2 protein-coding genes are annotated in these 2,680 nt (G+C 70.6%); both read right to left on the bottom strand.

What is annotated here, in order from left to right; translation table 11 throughout:
* Positions 1–926, bottom strand: a 926-nt coding sequence (locus HR086_RS46150) for a PHP domain-containing protein (protein ID WP_174468838.1), incomplete at its 3' end; no start/stop codon positions are given.
* A gap of 213 nt (positions 927–1,139) precedes the next feature.
* Positions 1,140–2,680: ABC transporter ATP-binding protein (locus HR086_RS46145; RefSeq protein WP_174468837.1), on the bottom strand; the 1,541-nt coding region annotated here is incomplete at its 5' end.

The following is a 2,680-nucleotide window of genomic DNA, read 5'->3' as shown; positions in this document are numbered from 1 at the left end:
TCCCTGCGCTCCGGGTCCACCCCCTCCAGCGCGAAGCCCTCGGGTTCCCCCAGGGCGCGGAAGGAACACAGGGCCCCCCCACCTCGCAGCGCCCCCGTCACCAGCGCCGCCGCCGCCTTCGCATCCGAGGGCAGGGGCGCGGGGACCTGCGCTGGCGGCAGGTACATCGCAAGGGAGCGAAACACGGACTCGTAGGACGGCAGGCCGTGGGCATCGTGCGCGCAGAACGCGAGCTGGGGCTGCTCGCGCGCGAGTTCCATGAAGCGCTCCCCGGGCTCGGGCTCGGGCGCCACGAGCACCATCACCCCGTGCATCGGGTTCGCCAGATAGGCGCCCACCGCTGGGAGCAACCGGCTCATCGGATTGCGCATCGCGTGCCGGAAGAAGGTGTCCGCGGAGTACAGCTCGAAGCCCTTCGCCTGACTCGCGCTCTCCGAGTCAGTCCATGGGTTGTGACGCTGCACCGGGTGCGCGAGCACCGTCGTCCCTCCCGCCGCGTGCACGGCGCGCACAGCATCGCCCGAGGGCATCCACCGCTGCATGCCCTCCAGCGGGCGCTCCATGCCGAAGGCAATCAGGTGTCCCGCCGACGTGGAGATCTCCACGCCCGGAACCAGCAACACTCCGTCCACCCATGTGGGCGCCGGCGGGGTGAAGTCGTTGTGGTCCGTGAGCAGCACGAAGTCGAGACCGGCCGCCTTCGCCGCGCGCGCCACCGCCAGGGGACTGCCCCGTCCGTCCGAACGCGTGGTGTGCACGTGGAACGCGCCTCGGACCCACCTCGGCGCGACCTCCTTTGGAGGAACCACCGGATACGTCGCGTACGAGGCGGGCAACGCGAAGAAGCCGCAGAGCCCCAGCACCAACAAGATCAGGCCCGCCAGTGCCTGGACGGCCTTGCCCGCGCCCTTGCGAAGTCGACTCATCCTCGGTACCGCCCGAGCACTTCGTCCCGTGCCCACATGACCATCCCCGCTGCCTCGCGAGGCGGGCTCGTTTCAGCCTCGGTCCGAGCGTGCCACAGGGCGGCGTACTGCCCGGCACTCGCCTGGCCCCGCGCGGGACGACTACGGCGCGGGTTCATCCTCGCCACCGACCGAGCCCGGGACACATGACGCCGCTTGCGACCCGCGTCCCGCTCACGCGGCGCCTCGCTCGACAGGTCCCTCCGTCTGCATCCGCCACAGCGCCGCGTAGCGCCCACCCTTCTGGAGCAGCTCCGCGTGCGTGCCACTCTCCACCGCGCGGCCCGCTTCCATGACGTGGAGCACGTCCGCGTTCACCACCGTCGACAACCGGTGCGCGATGACCAGGGCCGTGCGTCCCGGCAGCACCGCCGCCAGCGCGGCCTGAACCTCACGCTCGCTCTCCGGGTCCAGACTGCTCGTGGCCTCGTCCAGCACCAGCACCCGCGCACGCGCCAGCACCGCTCGCGCGATACACAGCCGCTGCCGTTGCCCACCGCTCAGCGTCACGCCCCGCTCACCGATTCGCGTGTCGTAGCCCTGAGGCAAGGTCCGGATGAAACCGTCCGCGTTCGCGACCCGCGCCGCCGCCTCCACGTCCTCGCGCGTGGCATCCGGCCTCGCATAACGCAGGTTCTCCAACACCGAGCCCTGGAACAACAGCGGCTCCTGCGTCACCAGCGCGAGCTGCTCGCGAAGACTCGCCGCCGTGTACCGATCCATGTCCACGCCATCCAGCAACAGGCGCCCCGCTTGGGGTCGCTCGAAGCGCAGCAGCAGCGTCGTCACCGTGCTCTTGCCGCCCCCACTGCCACCCACCAACGCGGTCACCTGGCCCGCCTTCAGCTCCAGTGTCACCCCATCCAGCGCGGGCCGGTCACCGTAGGCAAAGCGAACGTCTTCCAGACGAATGGACTGCGACAGGGGCGGCGCCGGCACCGCGTCCGGCGCATCCAGCACCGGGTGCTTCAAATCCAGCAGCGCGAACAACCGCTCACCCGCGGCCCCCGCCTGCATCGCGAACTGCGTCACCCGGCCCAGGTCCTTCACGGGCTGGTACACCAGGATGACCGCCGTCAGCAGCGAGAGCAGGGCCTCCGGCTCCATCAGTCGAGCACCCGCCGCGTAGGCCAACGCGCCCGCAAGCGCCGCCGCCGCCAGGACCTCCATCACCCCTGGCACCGCGCCTCGCGCCCACGCCGCGCCCACCACCGCGTCCTCGTGCGCCTTCGCGTGCGACGCGAAACGCGCCAGCTCCGCCGACTGCCCGTTGAAGGCCTGAATCGTCCGCAGCCCGCCCAGCCCTTCGTGGAGTTGGCCCGCCAGGTGCCCCAGCTGCGTCTGCCCCTCGCGCGTGCCCTTCAACACCTTGCGCGTCAGCTTGGACGCGGGCAGAGCCGCCAGTGGAATCACCACCAGCATCAACCCACCCAACAGCGGACTCATCGACAGCGCCACGCCCGCCAGGATGATGACCTGGAGGCTGTCGCGCAGGTACGAGCCCACCGTGTACATCGCCGCCGCCTCCACCGCCGTGACGTCCGAGGTGAATCGGCTGAGCAGGTCACCCTGCCGCTCTCGCGCCAGCTGCGCGGGAGACAACGACGTGAGCTTCATGAAGAGCTCGCGCCGCACATCCCTCACCACCCGCTGCGCGAACAGGCCCATGAAATAGAACTGGCCCAGGTACCCCACGCCCTTCACCACCCCCACCA

The sequence above is a fragment of the Myxococcus sp. CA039A genome (assembly GCF_013336645.1).
Classification (GTDB): Bacteria; Myxococcota; Myxococcia; order Myxococcales; family Myxococcaceae; genus Myxococcus; species Myxococcus llanfairpwllgwyngyllgogerychwyrndrobwllllantysiliogogogochensis.
Note: the sequence above shows the minus strand (reverse complement) of the source record. Positions and strands in the feature narration are given on the sequence as shown.